General features: G+C 59.6%; 23 protein-coding genes. 2 read left to right on the top strand and 21 right to left on the bottom strand.

Annotated features, from left to right (window positions below; translation table 11 throughout):
- Positions 1-2: 2 nt before the first annotated feature.
- The 7 genes from ACE3PR_RS11595 to ACE3PR_RS11565 are packed head-to-tail and all read right to left on the bottom strand — an operon-like array spanning position 3 to position 5,430.
- On the bottom strand, positions 3-803 hold the full coding sequence (locus ACE3PR_RS11595; protein WP_374371892.1) for a hypothetical protein: 801 nt from the start codon (positions 801-803) through the stop codon (positions 3-5).
- Positions 800-1,627, bottom strand: coding sequence for an ABC transporter permease subunit (locus ACE3PR_RS11590; RefSeq protein ID WP_374371890.1), 828 nt, complete (start codon positions 1,625-1,627; stop codon positions 800-802). Before ACE3PR_RS11590 ends, ACE3PR_RS11595 begins: the two co-directional genes overlap by 4 nt.
- The gene (locus tag ACE3PR_RS11585) at positions 1,627-2,730 is read right to left on the bottom strand and encodes an ABC transporter ATP-binding protein (protein ID WP_374371888.1); all 1,104 of its coding nucleotides are present in this window, start codon (positions 2,728-2,730) and stop codon (positions 1,627-1,629) included. The genes ACE3PR_RS11590 and ACE3PR_RS11585 overlap by 1 nt, the downstream gene beginning before the upstream one ends.
- Positions 2,731-2,736: 6 nt before the next feature.
- On the bottom strand, positions 2,737-3,153 hold the full coding sequence (locus ACE3PR_RS11580; RefSeq protein ID WP_374371886.1) for a hypothetical protein: 417 nt from the start codon (positions 3,151-3,153) through the stop codon (positions 2,737-2,739).
- Positions 3,104-3,562: a GNAT family N-acetyltransferase gene (locus ACE3PR_RS11575; RefSeq protein ID WP_374371884.1), complete on the bottom strand. Its 459-nt coding sequence runs from the start codon at positions 3,560-3,562 to the stop codon at positions 3,104-3,106. The genes ACE3PR_RS11580 and ACE3PR_RS11575 overlap by 50 nt, the downstream gene beginning before the upstream one ends.
- A gap of 8 nt (positions 3,563-3,570) precedes the next feature.
- On the bottom strand, positions 3,571-4,056 hold the full coding sequence (locus ACE3PR_RS11570) for a YajQ family cyclic di-GMP-binding protein (RefSeq protein WP_374371882.1): 486 nt from the start codon (positions 4,054-4,056) through the stop codon (positions 3,571-3,573).
- Between the two features lie 42 nt (positions 4,057-4,098).
- Entirely contained in the window at positions 4,099-5,430 is a 1,332-nt protein-coding gene (locus ACE3PR_RS11565) for an MATE family efflux transporter (protein ID WP_374371880.1), read from the bottom strand.
- Between the two features lie 249 nt (positions 5,431-5,679).
- Between ACE3PR_RS11565 and ACE3PR_RS11560 the strand changes: the two genes are divergently transcribed.
- Positions 5,680-7,746, top strand: a complete 2,067-nt coding sequence (locus ACE3PR_RS11560; RefSeq protein WP_374371878.1) for a putative bifunctional diguanylate cyclase/phosphodiesterase — start codon at positions 5,680-5,682, stop codon at positions 7,744-7,746.
- A gap of 26 nt (positions 7,747-7,772) precedes the next feature.
- Here the strand turns inward: ACE3PR_RS11560 and ACE3PR_RS11555 are convergent, their stop codons facing one another.
- The 6 genes from ACE3PR_RS11555 to aguB all read right to left on the bottom strand — a co-directional run bounded on the left by ACE3PR_RS11555 (position 7,773) and on the right by aguB (position 14,456).
- Positions 7,773-8,615: an ABC transporter permease subunit gene (locus ACE3PR_RS11555; protein ID WP_374371876.1), complete on the bottom strand. Its 843-nt coding sequence runs from the start codon at positions 8,613-8,615 to the stop codon at positions 7,773-7,775.
- The gene (locus tag ACE3PR_RS11550; RefSeq protein WP_374371874.1) at positions 8,612-9,559 is read right to left on the bottom strand and encodes an ABC transporter permease subunit; all 948 of its coding nucleotides are present in this window, start codon (positions 9,557-9,559) and stop codon (positions 8,612-8,614) included. Before ACE3PR_RS11550 ends, ACE3PR_RS11555 begins: the two co-directional genes overlap by 4 nt.
- Before the next feature lie 9 nt (positions 9,560-9,568).
- Complete coding sequence (locus tag ACE3PR_RS11545; RefSeq protein WP_374371872.1) at positions 9,569-10,714, bottom strand: ABC transporter ATP-binding protein; 1,146 nt, start codon at positions 10,712-10,714, stop codon at positions 9,569-9,571.
- 141 nt (positions 10,715-10,855) lie between these two features.
- On the bottom strand, positions 10,856-11,977 hold the full coding sequence (locus ACE3PR_RS11540; RefSeq protein WP_374371870.1) for a polyamine ABC transporter substrate-binding protein: 1,122 nt from the start codon (positions 11,975-11,977) through the stop codon (positions 10,856-10,858).
- A 237-nt stretch (positions 11,978-12,214) separates the two neighbouring features.
- The gene (locus tag ACE3PR_RS11535) at positions 12,215-13,447 is read right to left on the bottom strand and encodes a polyamine ABC transporter substrate-binding protein (RefSeq protein WP_374371868.1); all 1,233 of its coding nucleotides are present in this window, start codon (positions 13,445-13,447) and stop codon (positions 12,215-12,217) included.
- Positions 13,448-13,580: 133 nt separating this feature from the next.
- Positions 13,581-14,456, bottom strand: a complete 876-nt coding sequence (aguB, locus tag ACE3PR_RS11530; protein ID WP_374371866.1) for an N-carbamoylputrescine amidase — start codon at positions 14,454-14,456, stop codon at positions 13,581-13,583.
- Between the two features lie 306 nt (positions 14,457-14,762).
- On the opposite strand from aguB, the gene ACE3PR_RS11525 reads away from it, so the two are divergent.
- Complete coding sequence (locus ACE3PR_RS11525) at positions 14,763-15,857, top strand: TRAP transporter substrate-binding protein (protein WP_374371864.1); 1,095 nt, start codon at positions 14,763-14,765, stop codon at positions 15,855-15,857.
- Positions 15,858-15,925: 68 nt separating this feature from the next.
- Here the strand turns inward: ACE3PR_RS11525 and ACE3PR_RS11520 are convergent, their stop codons facing one another.
- From ACE3PR_RS11520 to motA, 8 genes are all read right to left on the bottom strand, one after another.
- Positions 15,926-17,614, bottom strand: coding sequence for a TRAP transporter large permease subunit (locus ACE3PR_RS11520; protein ID WP_374371862.1), 1,689 nt, complete (start codon positions 17,612-17,614; stop codon positions 15,926-15,928).
- Positions 17,611-18,210 carry a TRAP transporter small permease subunit gene (locus tag ACE3PR_RS11515; RefSeq protein WP_374371860.1) on the bottom strand — a complete coding sequence of 200 codons (600 nt, stop codon included), beginning with the start codon at positions 18,208-18,210 and terminating at the stop codon, positions 17,611-17,613. Before ACE3PR_RS11515 ends, ACE3PR_RS11520 begins: the two co-directional genes overlap by 4 nt.
- A gap of 118 nt (positions 18,211-18,328) precedes the next feature.
- A complete protein-coding gene (locus tag ACE3PR_RS11510; protein WP_374371858.1) occupies positions 18,329-18,955 on the bottom strand; it encodes a LysE family translocator in 627 nt (208 codons plus the stop codon).
- A gap of 112 nt (positions 18,956-19,067) precedes the next feature.
- Entirely contained in the window at positions 19,068-20,195 is a 1,128-nt protein-coding gene (locus ACE3PR_RS11505; protein ID WP_374371856.1) for a TRAP transporter substrate-binding protein, read from the bottom strand.
- A 130-nt stretch (positions 20,196-20,325) separates the two neighbouring features.
- Positions 20,326-21,078, bottom strand: a complete 753-nt coding sequence (locus ACE3PR_RS11500) for an arginyltransferase (protein WP_374371854.1) — start codon at positions 21,076-21,078, stop codon at positions 20,326-20,328.
- 45 nt (positions 21,079-21,123) lie between these two features.
- Positions 21,124-21,654: an RDD family protein gene (locus tag ACE3PR_RS11495; RefSeq protein ID WP_374371852.1), complete on the bottom strand. Its 531-nt coding sequence runs from the start codon at positions 21,652-21,654 to the stop codon at positions 21,124-21,126.
- A 104-nt stretch (positions 21,655-21,758) separates the two neighbouring features.
- Positions 21,759-22,742, bottom strand: coding sequence for a flagellar motor protein MotB (gene motB, locus ACE3PR_RS11490; RefSeq protein WP_374371850.1), 984 nt, complete (start codon positions 22,740-22,742; stop codon positions 21,759-21,761).
- 21 nt (positions 22,743-22,763) lie between these two features.
- On the bottom strand, positions 22,764-23,624 hold the full coding sequence (gene motA / locus ACE3PR_RS11485) for a flagellar motor stator protein MotA (protein WP_374371848.1): 861 nt from the start codon (positions 23,622-23,624) through the stop codon (positions 22,764-22,766).
- Positions 23,625-23,750 lie beyond the last annotated feature (126 nt).

Below are 23,750 nucleotides of genomic sequence, written 5' to 3'. Positions count from 1 at the left end.
TTTCAAAGCGGCATGATGGGGCGAAGCCGACGGTAGATAACCGTCACGAAGCAGAAATCGAGCAGCAGCATCGCCGCGGCCAAAGCATGGTAGAGCGGCGAGGCATTGCGCGCGACACCGGAGAACAGCACGCCTGGCATAAGCGGTGAATCGCCAGCCAAGGCGTTGCCGAGGTAGAAATCTCCCAGCGACAGGATAAAGGACAGTCCCGCGCCGAGGATGAGATAGGGGCGAAGAACCGGCCAATCCAATCGACGGAAGATGGTGATCTCGTCGGCGCCGGCTTCAATCGCGGCCATGCGCCAGGACGGTTGGCTCCGTCGCCAGCCGAGGCAGGCGATCGCCGCCACCAGAGGTGTTGCGATCGCGGCCTGCGTGACTGCTACCAGGCCAAGTCCCAGCGCGTCGCCTCCCCATTGTGCCAATTGCAGACCAGCCAGCAGGAACAAGGCACCCAGGCCAAAACGCGGGAGGATAAGAGGCAGCGCGGTCAGGAGTATTGGTAGCTTGCGCCCGTCGTTGAGCCATTGGCGCCACAGCAGGGAAAGGCCCAGCCCCCAGAGCGATGCCAGCAAGGCGACACCGATCGCGACCAACGGCGTCTGCGTCAAGGATGGAGCGATGTCGGCCTCGCGCCCGAGGGCGGCCGTCACCTGCGAGAGGTCGGCGACCAGGATGATGCCGAGGCTGTAGTAAAGGCCGAGCCCCAGTATCGCAGCGACCGGCAAGAGCAGAAAGGCAATCGCCACTATTGCCAGGAGAGCGATAACGCCAGAATGCCAAAAATTAGGCGCGCGGCTCATGCCCTTCGCCTCCCGCCGAGCATCAGAAGGGGAGGCACAATAGCAACGACGAGCAGCGCAAGCAGCATCGTGCTCGCATAGGGCCATCCGACCTCCCGCTCCATCGCGCGTTGCAGCCATTCGGTGGCCTGCTCGAACAGGCTGCTGCCCAGCAGCCTCGGTTCCAGGAAACCGCCGACGGCGCCGCAAAAGATGAGGCTGGCGGAAAATGCAAACCAGCGGCGGCTACGTGGCCACAGAATGCGGTTGAAGATGGTCAGTGGAGAAGCGCCGCATTCCCGCGCCGTTGTCAAAAGGGTCGATGGGACACGTGCAAAGGAAAAAGCCTGCAGGATGGCGGCCATCGGCAGCCAGGCATGAATGCCCGCGGCGAGTTCGGCGATGTAGCTTCCCTGCACATAATCCGGCAGGAGTCCGAGAAGCGTGCCGGACTTCATGATTTGCATCCATCCCAGAATTCGCATGCCTGGATCCAGCAGCCACAGGATCATTAGCAGAGCAAGGATAACCCGCGCGACGATCCCGCCGCGTACGCCGATCTGATAGGCAAGTGGTAGACTGCAGACCGAACTGACCAGAGCGATGGCGGCGCCCATCGCAATGCTGTAGCTCAGAGCCAGAGTTGCCTCGCTTGATGTAGCCAGCGTTACCCAAGCCAGGCCGCTCACCCCCTGGCCCGCGGGGTCGCGCAGGCTGAGCCACGCGACCAGGGCGAGCGGCGCACCAATCAGTGCTGCAAGAAGGACGGTGGCGATCCAGCCTGATACCAGACGTCCTGACATCCCGCTGCCGAAAGCGATTCCTGGCAGTGACCGGACCGGCATCAATTGTTCTCCGGTGCCAGCAAATGCATGTCGCCGCGGTTCCAGCCAACCGTGGCGCGACGGCCGATCTCCAGCGGCATGGGGGCGGGCAGCGGCACATCGGCCAACATGCCCTGCGGGTACTGGTCCAGCGTGACCCGAATCTGGGCACTGCTTCCATGTGGCATGACGTCGGCGATGATGCCGTCGGCCAATACATCGAACCGGCGGATGCCGAGAAAGAGGCGCACGGCTTCGGGACGTACCGCGAGCAGCGCCGGACCGTCTTCGATACCAATCGGTGTCCGATCGCGGGGCAGGAGTGCCGCCCCACCTTGCAGCATCGCACCATGGATCGTCGTTTGCCCAGCCAGCGTGGCGGCTCTGACGGGAAGCAGATTGCAGGCTCCGGCAAGGCGCGCGACGGTGGCATTGGCAGGTCGTTTGAAGATGGCTTCAGCGCTGTCGTTTTGCAGTTCCCGGCCCCCAATAACGACCGAGAGGGAATCGGCCAACACCATGGCTTCCTGCAGATCGTCCGTCACCAGCAATGTCGTTATGCGCGATTGGCGTAGCAGGCGGCGCATTTCGGGGAGGAATCCGAGCCGTCCGGCTATGGTCAGGATATGAAGCGGACGCTCAAGGACCAGTACCTGAGGTTCTCCGGCAAGTGCTCTGGCGAGCGCCACGCGAATGCACATGTCGGGGGCCATGTCGCCGGGTTTTTTCTCCAGATGCTCGCTGCCGATTCCTGCCTCGGCGGCCAAACGCTCAACGCGGCGGCGTATTTCAGCAGCGCCGTGGCGCTGTTGCTCGAGAGGAAAGGCAATGTTGGCAAAGACGCTCATGTCTGGAAAGAGTGCCAAATCGGGACGGATCGTCATGACACCGCGCCTGCCGGGACCGCGCAGCGAGAGATCGCGGCCGCCAATCTCGATTTGACCGTGATGAACTCGTTCGAAACCGGCCACCAGATTGGCGATGAGCTGACAAAGGCGCGTATCCGGCGACACTACCGCCTGCACCATGCCGGCGGATACGCGAACCGAATAGCCATCCAGCAGGATGGTGCCGCGCTCGCTGAAGCGCAGGTCCCGGAGTTCCAGGTGGGCAGTCTCTGTCATCCGAACTCAATGATGCCCTTCATGCAACATCGATTGGCGCAGGCCGGTATCATAGGATTGCCCGGCTGGCGTTAGAATGCAGGCGCGCGGAAACATTGATTGAATCAAGCCTTTGCGCTCCAGCGCATGCCAGACCGCTTGATTGGTGAGGCCTGAGGCATCGCGTGCCGCCAGCACCCACGGGCCGAGATGGAAATGATCGCCATGGGCATGCGGCAGGCGCTGAATGAGGACATGCCCCTCCTGTTCGGCGGGCGCCGCGTAACCCTCCAAACTCGACAACGCCTGAAACAGCGTCAGCGTCTTCAATTGAAGGGCGTTGAGATTGAGTGGGTTCTTCTTTCCGGCCATAATGAAATCCGTTTCGTGGCGGTTAATGAGTAAGAGATTTTTCCATGAAGATGGAGAGCGGGTCCGGGCCATACTTCCCGAATGGTTCGATCTCGCGGAAGCCGGCGGATCTGTAAAGACCGATCGCTTCCGGTTGTTTGATTCCCGTTTCCAGCCGTAACAAGGCGATGCCTAGATTGCGGGCGTGACGCTCCAGCGTTTCCAGCAGCACCTTGCCCAATCGCTGCCCGCGTGCGCGAGGATCGACAAACATGCGCTTGATCTCGGCATAGCCATCCTGGAGCAGGAGCGCGCCGAACCCGGCGACGCTGCCATCGAGGCGGGCGACGAAGAAGGCCGATGCATCGGCGGCAAGCGTCGCAGGATCTACCAGATGATTGCTCTCGGCTGGATAGAGTTCGGCATAATAAGCGTCGCTGGCGGTCAACAATGCCAAGACCTCAGGATCGGTCGGGCCTTCAAGGCGGATGATGGCTGGCATGGGAGCGGTCAGTCCCGGAAGTTCAGGAACTGGAGGGGTTGCTCGATTTTCATGGCCTTGACGAAGGCGATGGCATCCTGAAGGTCATCGCGTTTCTTTCCCGACACGCGCAATTCATCGCCTTGAATCGAGACCTGTACCTTCAGTTTGCTGTCTTTGATCTCTTTGACGATACGCTTCGCCAGGGTCTGTTCGATACCCTGTTTGACCACCACCTCCTGCCGCCGCGAATTGCCGCTGGCCTTCTGCTCATCCTTGAACTCGAGGCAATTGGCGTCCAGCTTGCGCCGCGTGATGTAGACCTTGAGCAGTTCCTGGACCTGCTTCAGTTTCTGATCGTCGTCGGCATTGATGGTAATGACTGCTTCCTTGCGCTCGACGGTGCAATGCGAGCCTTTGAAATCAAACCGGGTAGCTATCTCGCGCACCACGCCCTGGATCGCGTTCTCAACTTCGGCCAGTTCGGTTTTGGAAACGATGTCGAACGATGGCATGCCAACCTCCCATGGAAATGTCGTCAAATATGATCCAGAGTTCTATTCGCGCAACGCCCGGGCAATTCTCGGATACCAGCAATAGAGCGTGATCCCGCGCAGGGCGAAAAAGAACAGCAAGGCGGCCCACAGGCCGTGATTGCCGAAATAGGGAATAAGCGCATACTGCGCAATGATGGCACCGAGGGCAGCCAGCATCATGCTGTTGCGCATTTCATGGCTGCGGGTCGCACCGACGAACACGCCGTCCAGAATATAGCACCAGACCGCGATCAATGGGCTGGCGATAAGCCAGGGAAGATAGGGGGCTGCCGCATCGAGCACGACATCATCGTTGGAGAACAGGGCTAGCAGGCTGGGGCCGGCGGCGTAGACCAAAATGGCGAGCAAGGCAGCCATGACCACCCCCCAGAGAAGGGAACCGCCAACGGCACGTTTGAGGATCATGCGGTTGCGGGCGCCGACGGCTTGGCCGGTGAGCGTCTCGGCGGATTGGGCGAAGCCGTCCAACGTCTGCGCCATCGTGGCCAGCAAGGCAAAGAGGACATGATTGGCGGCCAGGGTCGCATCACCCATGCGGGCGCCGAGGCCGACAAAATAGGCCATGATGAACATTACGCACAGAGTGCGGATGAAGATGTCGAAATTGACCGTGATGAGCTCGAAGAGCTTGTCGAGGTCGACAAGGGTGCTGGGTGTCTCCGGCGCCGGCAATTGGCGCGACAGCCGGCGGACCAAATAGAGTCCGGCAATCGCAGTCACCACCTGGGCGATTGCTGTTGCTATGGCCGCGCCATCGACACCGAGACGATAGTGAAAGATCAGGACATAGCTGAGCAAGGCGTTGAGGCCGTTCAGCAATACCTGGAGCGCCAGCGCCCAGCCGACGCGCTGCAGTCCCAGGAGCCACCCGAATACGACGTAATTGGTAAGCTCGAACGGTGCCCCGAACAGGCGGTAATGGAAATAGCGCGCAGCCAGATCGGCGACGATGTCGCTGGCGCTGAACAGGGGGATGGCCAGGATCGCCAGCGGGACCATAATCAACAGCAGAACGAAGCCGAACACCCAAGCCAGGGCCAGCGCCCGCCCCAAGGTCGCCCTGATCTCGGCGACGTCCTGGGCGCCATAAGCCTGGGCGGTAAAGCCGGCGGTGCCCAGGCGCAGAAAGGCAAAGGCCCAAAGCACGAATCCCGCCAAGGATGCGCCGATGGAGACTCCCCCCAGGGAGGCCGCTTCGCCGCTATGACCTATGAGGGCGGTATCAACCAAGCTTGGCAGAACCGCCGAAAAATTGGCAAGCATGGCCGGCACTGCCAAAGCGAGCACGCGATGCGGGAGGGCCGGTGAGAGGGGAACTGTGATGTCGGTCATAGCCAGAACTGCCTGAAGGTGGCGCAATATAGGCGGCAGTATCAGGCTGGTGCAAGGCGCCGTGGTGCCGGGTTGATGCGCTGGGGCGAGAATTGTTGTTTTATTTCAGCAAGATAAACAACGACTAACATTTCCTTAACGATTCTCTCTTAGTTAACAGAAGGTTTGATTGGTTGCTGCACCCGCGGGCGCAACAACTTAAACTTCGCGGCGGATCAGGAATTTCCCGCGATCACCTTGGATGGCAGGATGAGTGAAGGCCACATTCTATGCCTGCTCGATGAGGACGGCGAGAAAGCCGTCGTTGATCACGCGCTCGCAGCACGCAATTATCATTTGGAATTTGCAGAGAAGTCGGATGAAGCCGTGGCGTCCGGCCTGGTTCATCCGGCCGATCTCCTGCTCATGCGCGTGCGCCAGCGGAAAACCGACGGCAAGCTGATCAAAACTATTCGACGCCATCATCCCAGCGACGATCTGCCGATAGTCGTCGTGGTCGATGAGGGGGACGAATCGCTTATCGAGTACTGCCTGGAATGCGGCGCCGACGATTTCATCACGGCGCCGCTACACGGCTTTCAGTTACTGCCGCGCCTCCGCAGTCAATTGGCCCGCGCCCGAGCCGTGGCCGCGGGCCGTGTCGAGCGCGAGCGTTTCGCTTTGGCGGTTGCTGGCTCCAGCGACGGTATCTGGGACCTGCGCCTGGATGATGATGCGCTGTTCATGTCGGCGCGGTGCTACGATCTGCTCGGTCGCGGCAACGAGGATGGCCTGAAAAGTCTCGACGATTGGCTGGCGATCATTCATCCAGACGATGTCGACCAGTTTCATGTTGAACTCCGGAACCATCTGGAAGGCGTCACCTTGTCGCTACAGATGGAATGCCGCATGTTGCACAAGAACCAGACCTATCGCTGGTTCCTGGTGCGTGGCATCGGTCAGCGCAGCAATGCCGGCAAGGCATTTCGGGTCGCCGGATCTCTCACCGACATCAGCGAACGCAAGCTGACCGATGCCATGACCGGCTTGCCGAACCGGATCGTGCTGTACGATCGGCTCAATCAAACCATTGTGAAAAATCGGCGCAAGGCGTCGGCCAATTTCGGCATCATCCTGTTGCAGATCGACCGCTTCGAGACGATGCGAGAGGCCTATGGTCAGGTTTTTTGCGATGCCGTTCAGAAAGTGGTCGCACAGCGCCTGGTCGGGACCCTCCGCACCACCGACACGCTCACCATCATGGGCGAGAACACCTTGTGCGTTTTGCTCGACGTTATGCGTGACGATACGGATCTGGTACGCGTTTCGAACCGCGTCCGCGCCGCCGCTGAAGAACCGATCACGTTGGGCGACGAGAGTGTGATGCTCAGCCTGTCGATCGGCATGGCTCAGGCGCAGGCACATCATCAGAGTGCCGAGGACATCATTCGCGATGCGACCGCAGCTCTCAACAAGGCACGCGCCGAGGGTGGCGGTCAGGAGGTCGTGTTTGATCCCGACATGCAGCGTCGCGCGCGTGACCGCTTGCGGATCGAGGCTGAATTGCACCTCGCCCTGAGGCGACAGGAATTGCTTCTGCTCTATCAGCCGATCGTTGATCTGAAGACCGGCCAGATTGCTGGGTTCGAGGGTCTTGTCCGATGGCAGCATCCCCAGCGGGGCATGATCTCGCCGATGGATTTCATCCCGATTGCCGAGGAAACCGGCCTTATCATTCCGATGGGAACCTGGGTGGTGCAGGAAGCCTGCCGACAGGCGCGCGTCTGGCTCGATCAAGGAGTTAACCCGAACCTTTTCATCAGCGTGAACGTGTCGTCACGGCAGCTTGATGGGCCGGCCCTCCCGGAAATCGTGCGACAATCACTCCGCGAGAACCGCATCGGCCCATCGCATCTGAAACTTGAGATCACCGAGAGTGCCGTCATGCGCGACTTCGAAGTGACATTGAAGCTGCTCGGGCGTCTCAAGGAAATCGGCGTCGGCTTGTCGCTGGATGATTTTGGCACGGGGTATTCGTCGCTCAGCCTCCTGAGGCGTCTGCCGATCGATACACTCAAAGTCGATAAATCTTTCGTCTCGGCCATGCGCGGCGATGAAAGCGGCGTCAAAATGGTCGAGGCCATTCTCCAACTGGCCCGTCTATTCGGGCTCAAAGTGGTGGCAGAAGGTATCGAGCAGGCGGAGGAGGAGGGGCTCCTCAAGGAACGTGCCTGCGATTTCGGTCAGGGCTGGCATTACGGCAAGCCGCTGCCGCAGGAAACGTGCCTTCAGTTGATGCGAGATCAGCAAGCGGCACAGATGCGGGCAGCTCGCTAAAGCTACCCGCATCGCGAATCATCAACTCACTTGTTGGATTGCAGTGCCAGCTGAATATCCCGTTGGCGTCGCCGGTCCGCGCGCGTCATCAACACATGTGACGTTATGACACCGGTCGCGACCACGGCGATGATAATCGTTGCCAGCGCATTGATGGTCGGATCGACCCCGCGCCGCACCTTTGAGAAGATTAGCTGCGGCAAGGTGCCTGAGCCAGGTCCGTTGGTGAACAACGTAATCACAAGATCATCAAGCGAAATGGTAAATGCCAGCAGCCAGCCGGAAACGACCGCCGGCGCCACGATCGGCAATGTCACCACCATGAATGTCTTGAATGGCCTTGCGCCGAGATCCAGTGCGGCCTCCTCCAGCGAAACATCGAAGGACGAGAAGCGCGACTGCATGACCACCGTCACGTATGACATGCAGAATGTGATATGCGCCAGGATGACCGTGGTAAACCCCATGCTCCGCGGCCAGCCGAACCAGGAATCGAACTGCTTGAAGAGCAGCAGCAACGACAACCCGGTGATCACCTCGGGCATCACCAACGGAGCGGTGACCATGCCGCTGAAAGCGACACGGCCGCTGAACTTGCGGTAGCGCGCCAGCACATAGCCAGCCATGGTGCCGAGCACGGTGGCAAAGGTGGCACTCACGGCCGCGACGATGAAGCTGTTCTTGGCGGCGGTCAGCACCTGGGCGTCCGACAGCAATTCGGGATACCATCGGGTCGAGAATCCACCCCACAACGTCATCAGCTTGTTGCCGTTGAAGGAATAGAAAATCAGCACCAGGATCGGGCCGTAGAGAAATACGAAACCTGCGGCCAGCATCAGCAGAATAAACCAGGAAAGCCGATTGTTCATTTCGGCGCCTCCTGGGCCTTACTTTGGAAGTACTGGAACAGCATGATCGGGATGACCAGCAAAAGCAGGATCGCGACGGCGACGGCCGCCGACATGGGCCAATCGCGGTTCTGTGCGAATTCGTTATAGACGACGCGCCCGATCATGAGCGCGTCCGGACCGCCCAGCAATTCCGGAATGACGTATTCACCGACGGCCGGAATGAAGACCAGGAGCGAGCCTGCGATGATGCCGGGGAACGACAGGGGCACCGTGATGACAAAGAAGGCCTTCATCGGCCGACAGCCCAGATCCTGCGCCGCCTCGAGCAGCGAGAGATCCATCTTCTCCAGATTGGCATAGAGCGGCAGGATCATGAACGGCAGGTAGGTGTAGACGATGCCGATATACATCGCGAGCGGCGTGTAGAGAAGTTGCAGCGGTGCGTCGATGATGCCGAGCGTCAACAGGGCGTCGTTGAGCACACCTTCCTTGCCGAGGATGCCCATCCAGGCATAGACGCGGATGAGGAACGATGTCCAAAAGGGCAGGATGATTGCCAGCAGCAGCAGGCTGCGAGTGGATGGCGAGCAGCGTGCGATGCCATAGGCCATCGGATAGCCGATCAGCAGGCAGGCGATGGTAGAGATTGCGGCAAGCTTCAGGGAGTTGCCATAGGCGATCGCATAGAGCCAGTCACTGAAGAGCCGGTCATAGTTCAGCAGCAATTCATGGTTCGGCACAGAAGCCGGACCGAACATCGGCGTGTAAGGCGGCTGAGCGATGATCGTCTGAGCGAACGAAATCTTGAGGACGATCACAAAGGGAACGACGAAGAAAACGGCAAGCCATACATACGGCACCATGATCACTGCCGTGCGCTGCTTGAATCCGAGCAGCATCATAAAGCGTTGTATCGGCCCGCCGAGTGGCAATGTGCCGTGATAGGTGGAGTCGGTCGCCATGATTGCTCCTCAGCTCAACAAGGCGACAGGGCTGTTCGCGTGCCAGGTGACGAACACGCGGTCTTCCCAATCGATCGCATGTTCCGCGGCGCGGCGCTGATTGGACATGGTGACTTTGACTTCCTTGCCGCTATCGAGGCGGATCAAGTAGACGCTGAGATTGCCCATATAGGCGATGCCCTTGACGATCCCCGGGCTGCAATTGCTCGCCGCACCTGGATCGACCTTGGTCAGTTCCATCTTTTCAGGACGGATTGCGACCCAGACATAGGCGCCCGGCGCTGCCGAAATGCCGTGGTCGATATAGATCGGCCGGACGGCTTCTTCGGATTCGATCACGACATGACCCGGCTCGTCCTCGATGATTTGACCTTCAAACAGATTCACCGAGCCGATGAAATCGGCGACGAACTTCGTGTTGGGATATTCGTATATTTCCTTCGGCGTGCCCACCTGCACGATCTGACCGTGATTCATGACGCCGATGCGGGTAGCCAACGTCATCGCCTCTTCCTGGTCATGCGTGACGACCATGAAAGTGATGCCGAGACGGTCCTGAATATTCATGATCTCGAACTGGGTCGCCTCCCGCAGCTTCTTGTCGAGGGCGCCCAAGGGTTCATCGAGCAGGAGCAGCTTCGGTTCCTTGACCAGGGAGCGGGCGAGGGCGACGCGCTGGCGCTGGCCGCCGGAAAGCTGGTGCGGTTTCCGGTGCGCAAATTGGCGCATCTGCACCATGTCTAGGATATTGCCGACGCGGGTCTTGATCTGGTCGGCGGGGACCTTGTCCTGTTTGAGGCCAAAGGCGACGTTCTGCTCGACGCTCATATGCGGGAACAAAGCGTAGGACTGGAACATCATGTTGGTCGGCCGCTCATAAGGCGGGATCTCGGCCATGTCGACGCCGTCGATATAAATTTTGCCGCTGGTCGGTTGTTCGAAGCCGGCCAGCATGCGCAGCAAGGTTGTCTTGCCGCAGCCGGATCCGCCGAGCAGGGCGAACAATTCGCCGCGATAGACATCCAGCGATACGTTATTGACGGCGACGAAATCGCCGAATTTTTTTGTCACGTTCTCGATTCGGATATAAGGCACTGCATCCGGGTCGTTCCAGATGGGAGTGCTGGCCTCTGCCTTTGCGCGTTCCGCCGCCATGATGTTCCCTGTTTGCGTCTGCCGCTTGCCGCCCTCAGGCGGAGTTCATTTTCAGTTTATGTGCTTGGTGACCGAAGTCTACGGGGCAAATGTGACATGAAATGCAAACGGCGCGACATTTCTGCCGCGCCGCTTTTGATCTTATTGTCCAGTCTTGATCCGTGTCCATTCGCGCGTAACGACACGGTTGAGTTCCTGGGACCGGATGACCGAAGGGAAGCCCCGCTTCAAAGTTTCTTCATCCGGATAGATCGCGGGATCTTCCAGGATTTCCGGCGAAACGAACTCTTTGGCCGGTACATTGGCGTTGGCGTAATAGGTATAGTTCGTGGCGGCGGCAATAACTTCCGGCCGCATCATGTAATCGAGAAAGAGATGCGCGTTGCCGGGATGCGGCGCGTCGGCGGGAATCAGCATGCCGTCGAACCAGATATTGGTGCCTTCCTTCGGGATCGTATAGGCAAGTTCGATGTCGATGCCGGCTTCGGCGGCGCGGGTGCTGGCGGTCGCATAATCGCCTGACCAGCTCATCGAGATGCAGTTCTCGCCGTTGGGCAGCGAGTTGAGATATTGCTGCGAATCGAACTGGCGGATGAAGGGGCGCACCTTCATGACCATGTCGGCGGCGGCGATGATGTCTTCTTCTTTCTGCGAGGTCGGATCCTTGCCCATATAGGCGAGGGCCAAGGGCAGCACATCCTCGGGCGAATCGAGGAAGGTGATGCCGCAATCCTGGAATTTGGCGGCGATCGCGGGATCGAAGATCATCGCCAGGCTGTCGACTGGCGCATCCGGCATCCGTTCCTGAATCATCTTCACATTATAGGTGAAGCCGTTGGTGCCCCACATATAGGGGATGGCGTATTGATTGCCGGCATCGGCCTCACGGTCCAGAATCCCCATGATCTGGGGATCCATGTTTTTCAGATTGGGCAGCTTGGATTTGTCGAGCTTCTGATAGAGGCCGATCGTGATCTGGCGTGCAAAGAAAGAAGAGGAGGGGAAGACGACGTCGTAGCCGGTTCCGCCGATGACGAGCTTGGCTTCCAGATCTTCATTGCCCGTGTAATTGTCGTACTGAACCTTGATGCCGGTTTCTTTCTCGAAATCTGCGATCGTCGTCTCGCCGATATAATCGGACCAGTTATAGACGTTGAGTTGCTTGGGCTCTTCCTTCTCCTGCAGCAGGAAGAATGCTGCCGCGGCCCCCACGACGACGACAATGCCGCCGCCGATGATCAGATTTCTTTTAGTGTCGGACATCGTGACTCCCTGTATTAGCCAACAACAAATCGCCAAGCGTTGCTCGCCTGGACATTCAAATGTTGAATCCCTGTTCAAAAGCTTTCTTAATGATTAGAGAGATTTGACCCCTTCCCGGTGGGTGCTGTCAACCCTCGCGCATAAATCCTTTCCTGGTCGACGCTTAGGCCTGGATAGCAAAAGGCCCCGTGGTTTTCGCCACGGGGCCCTGCTCTATCGCATCAGATCGCGGCCGGGTTACTGGCCGGTCTTGATCTTTGTCCAGGTGCGCGTGCGCAGGCGTTCGACCTCTGCGCCCGCCACTTTGTCCGGGAACAGCTTCGCCTTCACATCCTCCGGCGGATAGGTGTTCGGATCGTCCAGCAATGCCTTGTCGATCAGCGGCAGGGCCGCGGCGACAGGGCTGCCATAGGCGACATAATTCGCATTGGTCGCCGCGACATTCGCATCGAGGTTGAAATCGATCCAGGCCAGTGCCTGGTCGACATTCGCCGCATCGGCCGGGATCGCCATGGTGTCGACCCAGATGATGGTGCCTTCTTTCGGGATCGAATAGGCGATCTCGATTCCGTTCTTGGCTTCTTCCGCGCGCGCGCCGGCGATGCTGAAATCGCCGGACCAGCCGATGGCAAGGCAGATGCTGCCATTGGCGATGTCATTGATATAGCTGGAGCTGTGGAAGTATTTCACATAGGGGCGAACCGCGAGCAGCAATTTTTCTGCCTCGGCGTAATCCTCGGGGCTGGCGGTATCCGGCTTCTTGCCCAGGTAATTGAGCGCGATCTGCAGGATTTCACTCGGCGCATCCAGCATGCTGATGCCGCAATCGGCGAATTTCTGCGCCAGTTCCGGCTTGAAGACGATGTCGAGGCTGTTGACCGGCGCGTCCGGCATGCGCTTGTTGACCTCGGCGACATTATAGCCGATGCCGGTCGTCCCCCAGAACCATGGCACGGCGAATTTGTGCCCCGGATCGTAGGCCTCCAGAACCTCCATGATTTTCGGATCGAGGTTCTTGTAGTTCTTGAGCTTGCTGGTATCGAGCGGCTGATAGATGCCGGCCATGATCTGCCGACCGAGGAAGGCAGCCGAGGGATGCACTAGGTCATAGCCGGTACCGCCGGCCATCAGCTTGGCTTCCAGCATTTCGTTGGAATCGTAGACGTCATACTGGACGGTAATCCCGGTCGCCGCCTCGAAAGCGGGAATCGTGCTCTCGTCGATATAGTCCGACCAGTTGTAAATGTTGACCTTGCCGCCGGAGCCGGCCGCCGCGGCTGGGGTGCTGGCGGTCTCCGTCGTTGTGGCTGGTGCCGTGGCGGGTTCCGCGGCAGGCACTGCCGGTTCGGCAGCAGCCTGTTCCGTCGTTGCCGGCGCTTGTTCGCTCTCCGCCGCCTTCTGCTCTTCGCCGCAGGCTGCAAGCAGCAACGCGGAAATGAATGCAACGGCAGCAATTTTGGGTGTTGGCACGCTTGCCTCCTTAAAAATTGGGCGATTTGGTTAGAATCGCAAATGCGGCCACCAGTTTTCCCATGCGGCCAACTCGGGTAATTCTCACACCTTGAACGATACTCTTGTCAACCAGCCTCGACAAATTCGCGAACTATTCCGTCCAGTTTTGGCCGTCCAGGGTCATCATCACGGTGTAAAGCTCTGGGCGGCGGTCGCGGAACAGGCCCCAGCCAGCCCGCTGCCGGCGCAAGGCCTGCAGATCGAACTCAGCCGTCACGATGGCCTCGTCGGCGCCGGCACTTGCCATAATCTCGCCCCGCGGTCCCGCGATGAAGGAGCGCCCATAAAAGGTGAGTGTGCAGGACTTTCCTTCTTCGCGCCCGATGCGATTGGAAGCCATTACCGGCACCATGTTGCAGGCGGCATGACCTTGCATGGCCCGCTGCCAGTGATCGGCGCTGCTGTATTCCGGATCATTTGGCTCGCTGCCGATGGCGGTAGGGTAGAGCAGGATTTCAGCCCCCATCAGAGCCATGGCGCGGGCGCATTCGGGAAACCACTGATCCCAGCAGATGCCGCAGCCGATCCGGCCATAGGCTGTGTCCCACACTTTGAAACCGGTATCGCCGGGATTGAAATAGAACTTCTCCTGATAGCCGGCACCGTCCGGGATATGCGATTTGCGATAAAGGCCTAAGACCTCACCATCCGCATCGATCATGGCCAGCGAATTATAATAGGCGTTGTTTGCAGATTCGAAGAACGAGACCGGCAGGACGACTTGCAGTTCGCGCGCCAGTTCCTGCATGTGGGCGATGGTCGGGTGGTCATCGGCCGGTTGCGCAAGATCAAACAATTCAACGGACTGGTCCTTGCAGAAATAGGGCGTTTCGAACAGCTCCTGCAGCAAGATGATCTGTGCGCCGCGCGCCGCTGCCTCCCGCACGATCGATTCCGCTCGGGTGATATTCTCGTTCACGATGGGCGAGCAGGCAAATTGTGTTGCTGCTACTGTTACAATTGCCATGAAGTTGTCCCCGCGAAAATCTGGTCGGTGGCTCGCCATCGGCGATCCTCGCCCCGATTCATAGCCTTTGGCTCGGCATCTTCAAGTCCTTCCTACCCCTCCTTTCGGAGCACTTGCGCCCCGTTCTGGAATCGGCACACTGTCCGGCAGGTGTTGCCTTCCGTGTTCGCCATGATTTCACATGCTTAGCGGCAAGACGGTAGCGCCCCCGACCGTACGAACCGAAACCGATGGGCCATGATTGGCACAGCGTAAACCGGGCCTGAAGACCCATCTCAACAATACCCAATTGGGAGGATTCATTTGATGCTTCGTCGTAAATTTCTGAAAGGTGCGGGAATCGGTGTCGCCGCCAGTGCCATCGCCGCGCCGGCCATTGCGCAGAGCGCTCCCGACATCAATTGGCGCCTCACGTCGAGCTTCCCGAAAAGTCTCGACACGATCTATGGCGCGGCCGAAACGTTCTCCAAATATGTATCGGATGCAACCGACGGCAAGTTCAAGATCCAGGTCTTTCCGGCTGGCGAACTCGCTCCCGGCCTTGAGGCAGCCAACGAAGTTTCCAAGGGAACCGTCGAAGTCTGCCATACCTGCAGCTACTACTACTGGGGCAAGGATCCCGCTTTTGCTTTCGGCACGGCGGTCCCCTTCGGCCTTAACAGCCGGATGCAAAATGCCTGGATGTATCATGGCGGCGGCATCGATCTGATGAACGAGTTCTATGCCGGCCACAATCTCTATGGCCTGCCTTGCGGCAATACCGGTGCCCAGATGGGTGGCTGGTTCCGCAACGAGATCAAATCCGTTGCCGACCTTCAGGGCGTCAAGATGCGCATCGCCGGCTTCGCGGGCAAGGTCATGTCGGGTGTCGGCGTGGTGCCGCAGCAGATCGCCGGTGGCGAGATCTATCCGGCGCTCGAGAAGGGCACGATCGACGCGGCTGAATGGGTCGGCCCCTATGACGACGAGAAGCTCGGCTTCTACAAGGTGGCGCCGTTCTACTACTACCCCGGCTGGTGGGAAGGTGGTGCGTTCCTCCATCTCATGTTCAACACCGAGAAGTGGAACTCGCTGCCCAAGAACTACCAGGCTATCGTCTGGGCGGCTGCGCAGGCGGCGAACAGTGATACGCAGGCGAAATACGACTTCCTCAACCCGACGGCTTTGAAGAAGCTGGCGGCGGCCGGAACGAAATTGCGTCCCTATCCGCAAGACGTCCTGGAGGCCTGCTTCAATTCGGCCAAGGCCGCTTACGAGGAAATCAGCGCAACCAATGCGCCGTTCAAGAAGATGTATGAGGCGATGTCGGCCATCCGCGCCGATCAATATCTGTGGTTCCAGGTGTCGGAACATACCTTTGACACCTTCATGATGAATCAGCAGCGCAAGAAAGCGCTCTGAGGGATCTGCCTCATTTCAATGTAAAAACCCGGAGCCAGCCAGGCTCCGGGTTTTTTCTTTTCGTGCCCTTAGTTGAATTCGGGCGGTTGGGACAGATCGATTTCCGGCGCACCTTCAATCGCGGGTAGATCGCCCAACCCCTCGCTTGGTGGCAAAGTGATCTCGACGTCGTTGGGATCGATTGTCGGCGCGTCGCCTTTGTAATGCGTGACCATCTCGGGATAGAGCATCGCGGCGCCGACCATGATCAGCTGCAGGAAGATAAAGATAACGGCGCCACGATAGATTTCGCCGGTCTTGACCCCGGCCATGACTTTTCCGGTCACTTTATCAACCCACGATCCCGTGGGCGCTACCGAGCGCATGTAGAACAGGGCAAAGCCGAAGGGTGGCGTCAGGAAGCTCGTCTGCATGTTGATGCCCAGGATGACGCCGAACCAGATCAGATCGATACCAAGCTTGTCTGCCACCGGCGCCAGCAGCGGAATCACGATAAAGGCGATCTCGAAGAAATCGATAAAGCAGCCCAGGATGAAGACCAGGATGTTGACGGCAATCAGAAAACCCCAGACGCCGCCTGGCAGGCCCGACATCAATTCTTCGACCCAGACATGGCCGTTGACGCCGTAGAAGGTCAGCGAGAAGACGCGGGCGCCGATCAGGATGAAGATCACGAAACAGGAGAGGCGCGTCGTCGATTCCAGCGCCTGCTTGAGCAGGCCGAATGAGAGGCGGCGCTTGGCCAAGGCCATAATGAGGGCGCCGGCAGCACCCATGGCACCACCCTCGGTCGGCGTCGCAATGCCGAGGAAGATCGTGCCGAGCACCAGGAAGATCAGCGCCAGCGGCGGGATCAGCGTGATGACGACTTGCTGGGCCAGCAGAGAAAGCAGGTTCAGCTTCAAGCCGCGATTGACCAGCGCAATGCCGTAGATCGCAGCGACGGCGATCGTGGCCGCCCAGATATCCGTGCCGGCCCCGCCTGTTTGCGCCATCAGGACATGAGCGCCAAAGCCAATGCCGATGCCAAGCGCGATCATGGCAAGGAGCGAGGTCGTGCCGCTGCCAAGTGTGCGCGCTTCGACCGGTAAAGCCGGCGCCGCTGCGGGCTTGAAGATGGTAACCAGCAAGACATATCCGCAATAGAGTGCTGTGAGCAGAAGGCCCGGGATAATCGCGCCGGCATACATGTCGCCGACCGAGCGGCCCAATTGATCGGCCAGCACGATCAGTACCAGCGATGGCGGAATGATCTGCGCCAGCGTGCCCGAGGCGGTGATGACGCCGGTCGCCAGTGAGCGGTCATAGCCATAGCGCAGCATGATAGGGAGCGAGATGAGACCCATCGCCATGACCGAGGCCGCGACCACACCTGTCGTCGCGGCGAGCACCGCGCCGACCAGAATGGCGGCATAAGCAAGACCGCCTCGGACCGGACCGAACAACTGGCCGACCGTATCGAGCAGATCCTCGGCCATGTTCGATTTCTCGAGGATGATGCCCATGAAGGTGAAGAAAGGAATGGCCAACAATGTCTCGTTGTTCATGACACCGAGAAGGCGACCTGGCGATGCCTGCAATAGCGGCCAGGAGAGCGTGATTTCGCCGCCGGAAAGCGGCGCCAGTTCAACCCCGATAAAGAAGAAGAACAGGCCATTGGCGGCGAGGGCAAAGGCAACCGGATAGCCCAGGATCAGGAACAGGACCAGCGACGCGAACATGATTGGGGCGAGGTTATGGGCGATGAACTCGATCATCGGCGCGACTCCCCGTCATTGTCATGTGGTCTGGCGCCACCCATCGTTTCCTCGATCAAGGGCGATAATTCATGCTGCACGCTGGGCTCATCGATGATTCCGGCAAGAACGGCGATACGCTTGACGATCTCGGAATAGGCTTGTGCCAATAGCAGAATGAAACCGACCAGGATCAGGGCCTTCGCCGGCCAGATGATGAGGCCGCCGGAATTCATCGACATTTCCTGGCTGGTATAGGAATCGACGAAGAACGGGATGCAGAGCCACACCATCATCAGAGTGAAGGGCAGCAGGAAGACGATGTGGCAGATGAGGTCGATCCAGTCGCGGGTGCGCTTCTGAAGGCGGCTGGAGAGCACGTCGATGCGAATATGCTCGTTCATCTGCAGCGTATAGGCGGCGGCCAGCATGAACACGGCGCCAAACAGATACCATTGTAATTCGAGCCAGGCGTTTGAACTGCTGTCGAAGACTTTCCGGATAATGGCATTGCCGGCGCTGACCAACACCGCGACCAGAATGAGCCACTTCACGGAACGACCAATGAAAGCCGTGACGGCATCGATGCCGCGGCTGACCGCCAGCAATGCCAGCATGCAGTGTTCTCCCAGATGTGACGCCTCTTCCGGCGCTGTTTAAAGCCTCGGCCCGACCCTAACTAATGCCTTGAATCGGCGCAATCATTTAGGCCATCGAGCAAACACGACTTTAGTCTCAGCCCGGATTTCCCCGCAGGCTGGCCGTGAGCACGCCGGCGCCGATCAGCAGGCTGCCACCCACCCGGTTGACCGTGCTGACGACCCGCTGGCTCCGGATCGCCGCTCTTGCTCGCGACGCCACGATGGCAAAGCCCAGGGCATTCGCAAAGGCCAAAACCAGGAAAGTCGCTTCGAAAATCGCCATCTGACCCAGGAAGGGACCATGTGGATCAAGGAATTGAGGAAGAAAGGCGACAAAGAATGTGATGCTCTTCGGATTGAGGGCCGTGACGATCCAGGCGTGCCCCAGCATCTTCACCGCCGAAGTGCGGTCAGTCCGAGGCGCCGCGTTGATCGCGCCACCAGCCCGCCACAGTTTGATCCCGAGCCAGATCAGATAGGCTGCGCCTATCCATTTCAGGATGGTGAAAATGGTGGCTGAGGTGGCGAGCAGAGCACCCAGGCCGAGCATCGAAACGGTCATCGCGGTAAAATCGCCCAGCGCCACGCCGATCGCCATGGGGAGTGCACTGCGCCAGCCCTGGCCGAGGGCGTAGGAAATGACGAGCAGAATAGTTGGCCCCGGGATCACCAGCAAAATTGTCGTAGCTGCGGTAAACGCCAGCCATGTCTCCCAGGTCATGATCCCCTCCGAGATGTGATGCTGAAGGGATCAAGCCACAGTGAATAGCTTCGGTCCAGCGCCGCAACCATGCCAGCCCTTAGGACGGGTACCTAATTGATTATACTGAATTTTACGAAGTGGACCCGTCCGGGAAAGCAAAGCCCAGGTCGCGCGCTGCCAGAAACCCGCCATCCGCGACCCGACTCCAAGGCAGAGCTGCCTTGCGGTGCCGGAGGTAGGAGGTGACGATACGCTTGGTCAGGTCGTCGCCATTCTCCAACACTTCGGCTACGACTTCGCTGGAGGCGCGGCCAAACGCCATGAGCATGTCGCGCGGGAATTTCTTGAGCTGGACGCCATATTCGTTGACCAGCGTCGCCAGGGCGCCCGGGCTGCGGCCGCTATATTCCGCCGAAGTAAGGTCGTTTTCCGCGAGGCAGGAGGCGGCCACGATCTGGCGCAAATCATCCGGCAGGGCGGCGAACTTGCCCTTGTTCACCATGCACTCCAGCCCGGTGCCAGGTTCCTGGAAGCCGGGCCAGTAGTAAAGCTTGGTAATCTTGTAGAGGCCGAGCGACAGATCATTATAGGGCCCGATCCATTCGGCGCCGTCGATGCTGCCATCCTGCAGATTGCCGAACAGCTCGCCACTCGACAGCGTCACCGTCTCAACACCGAGTTTCTTGAGTGCTTCGCCACCATAGCCGGGAATACTGAACTTCCGGCCTTTGAGATCGCCGACCGATTTAACTTCTTCCAGGAACCAGCCGCCCATCTGGACGCCGGTATTGCCGGCCAGGAAAGGCTTCACGCCGGCGGTGTCATAAAGTTCGTCCCACAACTCCTGACCGCCGGCGAAGTTCATCCAGCCGTTGAACTCCTGGGGCGTCAGGCCGAATGGCACGGCGCTGAAAAAAGCCGCCGCCGGCATCTGGCCGATGTGATAGAGCGAAAAGTCATGGGCCATCTCCGCCATGCCTTGCGAGACGGCGGCAAAGCCTTGCAGGGGGGAAACCAGTTCCCCGCCGGCAAAGACCTTGACCGTCAGGCGTCCGGCGGAAAGCTGGGTGATCCGCTCGGCCAGCCGCTCGGCGCTGGAGCCCAGGCCCGGCAGCCCCTTGGGCCAAGCCGTGACCATGCGCCATTCGATACGTTCCTGCGCGAGGGCGGGCTTGGGGAAAGTACTTGCCAAGGAAACCGCGCCGGCACCAGCGGCGCCAGCGGTCAGGGCCCCGGTCAAAAATCGGCGACGTCGCATAACCAGATCCTCAAAACTTGAACCGATCGTGCCTGTCTTGCGCGCCGGTGTTCACGTAACTATGGCATTCGGGCCGGAACCTATCAGGTCCTGCGCGGCAAGAAAAGCGACCCGAAGATGGTTCGATGACCTATTCTTCGCCGGTTTCGCCCGCGATCTCGTCCTCGGTCATTCTTCGCCAGCCGTCGGCCCCATAGCGTTCCAGGGGCTGGAACCGCCGTTTGTAATCCATCTTCTGGCTACCTTTGACCCAATAGCCGAGATAGAGGTAGGGAAGCCCCGCCTGCCGCGCCAGTTCCAACAAGCGCAGCACCACGAATGTACCTAGGCTGGCGCTGACGGGTTCTGGTGTGAAAAAGCTGTAAACGGCCGATATGCCATCGCCGCTCCAATCGGTGAGGCAGGCCGCGACCAGCTTCCGGCTGGGGTCGCGGAACTCGATCATGCGCGAATCGATCGGGCTGTCGGCAACCATGCTGGCGTAATCCTGTGGCCCCATGCCGACCATCTCGCCATCGTTGTGGCGGGCCTCCAGATAGCGGCTGAAAAGCTGGTACTGTTCCTGGGTCGGATGCGCGGGCCGGATTTCACTCGACAGATCGGCATTGCGCGCCAGCACCCGGCGCATCGACCGCGAGGTGACGAAGCCGGCGACATCGATCCGCACCGGGACGCAGGCCTGACAAGCGGCGCAGGCGGGCCGGTAGGCAATCGAATGGCTGCGTCGAAAGCCGGCGCGCGACAGCAACTCGAACATGTCGTTCGCCTGGGAGCCGGCCAGCTCGGTGATGATTTTGCGCTCCATCCGATCAGGCAGATAGGGGCAGGGGACCTCGGTGGTCACCATGAAGCTGATCGGAAAGCTGCGGCTCTGGACGCTCATGCTAATATCCTACGCCAGCCCCGGCGCAAGAACCAGAGGGGGCTGTCAATCCGGATTGCTCCGGATGACGACGGTGCCCGAGACGAGGTCGTGCAGCAACCGGCCGCGTTCCATGAAGAGGCCCATCAGCAATACTGGGAAAAAGATCGTCACGCTGGCGAAGTACATCGCCACCATCAGGAATGCCTGCACATGATCCAGCCGCTGGCCATTCAGGGCGGCGACGCGCACACCGAAGGCCCGCATGCCCCAGGTTGCTGCCGATGGGCCGGCGATCATAAAACCGGCCATCAACGCATGAATGACGACCGGTGCCACCAATATGGCCGGGATCGACAACAGGCCCAAAGTGAAGACGGAGGCCGTGCAGGTGGCCAGCGTCAGGATCAGGGAAAGCACGAAGGCGATGGTAAAATCCAGGATGGCGGCGCAGGACCGGCGCAGCAGGACACCCTCATAGAGTTCGGGCGCGGCCAGATTCTGACGCGCCGTGCGGTCACCGTCGCGACGGAATTGTTCTCCGCCCGCGCCGCTGAGCGGGGCTAGGTCGATCGAAGGTGGTTTCCGGTCGGTCACGCTGGGCTACCTTGCGCAATATTCAGGTATCGGCTGGATATGGCGCTGGATGGTGAGCGCTGCAAGAGCTGTCCTTCTTGCCCGATCTCATCCTCACGGATTCGTTAGCCGCCGGACTGACTGGGTGGCACGATCTCGCTGGGCGGCGGGGCCGGTTCCGGGGCCGAGAGTGGTGCGGCCGCCGGTGGGGCGGCCGGCGGCACGTCGGTCAGCAGAACAATCGAGATGCGGCGATTCTGCGGGTCGGCCGGGTTCTCTTTGAGGAAGGGCTCGGTCTCGGCACGGCCGACCACGGTCTGCACCTTGGCAGGATCGACGCCGCCCTGGACCAAAACGCGCCGTGCAGCGTTTGCGCGGTCGCTCGACAATTCCCAATTGCTGCGGCCATCGGTGCCAACATAGGGGGTAGCATCGGTATGTCCCGAAATGGCCAGCTTGTTTGGCATATCTTTCACGGCCTGGGCGACAAGCCCCAGCAATTGCTGGCTCCGCTGCACCATTGTGGCGCTGCCGGACGCAAACATCGATTCCTTGTCCTTGTCGAGGAGCTGGATGCGCAGGCCTTCCGGCGTCTGGTCCACCAGCAGATTATCTTCCAGGCCGGACAGGTCTGGTGTTTGCGCAATCACCTGTTTGATCTGTTCCTTCACTTTCTCGAAGCGCGCTGCTTCTTCGGCGCGCAAAGCCTCTGCCGCCTTCGCGGCATCGATCGCTTGCGAGCCGTCCTCGGTCGTTTCCGGCGCTGTGCCATCAGCTTCGCCACCTGCACCAGCCGCGGCTTCTTCGTCCTCGCCTTCGATTTCGGCCTGCGCCGCCGCGGCGCCACTCATCGTTTCCATCACCTGCGGCTGCCCGTCCATAACAGTGACGGAACTCGATTGTTCGGAAATCGCGATGGTCGGGGTGAAATAGTCGGAGAGGCCTTTCTTCTGCTCTTCCGTGGTCGAACTCAGCAGCCACAGCAGCAGGAAGAAGGCCATCATCGCGGTCACGAAATCGGCATAGGCCACTTTCCAGGCGCCGCCATGATGGCCGCCGCCCGATTTCTTGATCCGCTTGATGATGATCGGTCTTTCATCGGCCGCCATGGCCACGACCCTTCACAATCTTTACGGTGCCGGCAAGGCGCTGACCGCCTGTTCGACTTCGTAGAAGCTTGGACGCTCGGTCGAAAACAGAACCTTGCGCGCGAATTCCACCGAGACTGCCGGCGGATAGCCCTGCATATGGGCAAGCAAACCAGCCTTCATGCACTGGTAGTATTTGGCATCGGCATTGTCGACGCCCGCGATGGCGGTCGCTAGCGGCGCCACGAAACCATAGGCGACCAGCACGCCGAAGAACGTACCGACGAGTGCTGCGCCGATCAGGCCGCCGAGGATGATCGGCGGCTGGTCGATCGATCCCATGGTGTGAATGACGCCGAGCACGGCGGCGACGATGCCGAGGGCGGGCAGGGCGTCGGCCATGCTCTGCACCGAATGGCTGGCGACGTGCAGTTCGGCATGATGCGTTTCCAGTTCGGAATCGATCAGTGTTTCGACTTCGTTCGGGTTTTCCGTGCCGAGCGTCATCATGCGGAGATAATCGCACAGAAATTCGACCGCATGATGGTCGTGCTGGAACTTCGGAAATTGGCCGAACAGGGTACTTTCGTCAGGCTTTTCCACATGCTGTTCCAGGGCCAGCATGCCTTTGGTTTTGGCAAGCCTAAACAACTGATAGAGCACGGAAAGAAGCTCGATATAATTGTCTTTTTTGTAGGTCGGCCCCTTGAGAGCTCGCTTCAGGCCCTTCCCGACGGCCTTGAGGCCGGTCTTGGTGCTGCTGATGACCAGCGAGCCCAGCGCCGCGCCCAGAATGATAACGAATTCAGATGGTTGCCACAGCACACCAAGATGCCCGCCATGCACCGCATAGGGCACCAGCACGCAGACAATGACAATGATGGCGCCGACAATGACCAGCATGGAAAGCTTGAACCCGCCCCTGGAATAACTCCGCCCCAAAATGGCCGGTTTTAGTTAATACTTGGTTTAGGATTCGGGACAAGGGGCTTGAATTACTACCTATTTCGTATTTTTGGCCCCTCAGTT

Source organism: Dongia sp., assembly GCF_041909655.1.
Taxonomy (GTDB): Bacteria; Pseudomonadota; Alphaproteobacteria; order Dongiales; family Dongiaceae; genus Dongia.
Note: the sequence above shows the minus strand (reverse complement) of the source record. Positions and strands in the feature narration are given on the sequence as shown.